Annotated in this window: 1 protein-coding gene; it reads right to left on the bottom strand. The window is 65.7% G+C overall.

Annotated elements, in window-relative coordinates:
- On the bottom strand, nt 1–435 hold a 435-nt coding region (locus AC1DIX_RS27905), incomplete at both ends, for an IS1595 family transposase (RefSeq protein ID WP_477328604.1).

A 435-nucleotide genomic window follows, 5' to 3' on the forward strand; every position in this document is an offset into this window, starting at 1 on the left:
ACTGGTAATGCGTAATGCGCTGGCCATCCAGCGCCCAGCGCCAGCCGAAGTAGTGGTCCAGGTAACGGCTGGCGATGCCGCGGAACGGCAGCAGCCAGGTTCGCATCCGGCTGTGATAGGCGTTGACGTTCTGGATGTGCAGCGCACCGCGCTTTCTTTCGCCGGCGCTCGCGTTGATGGCCTGATGTGAAATCCCGACCTCCCGCGCGAATGCCGGGTAGGCCGCATGGCTATCGGTCACCAGCAGCACGTCGCGCGCCAGGCGCGGTCCCAGGTGTTGCACCAGCTGCCGCTTGCTCACGCTGCCCTTKCCGGTCACGGCGTCGATGGTCTGGCCGCTGCGATCGCGCGCCACCAGGATGCACACTTGTTCACTCGAGATCCCGCGCTTTGTCGCCTTGCCGCCGCGCTTTCGTGGCGGACGATCGAGATGTC

The sequence above is a fragment of the Massilia sp. 05N420 genome (assembly GCF_056397205.1).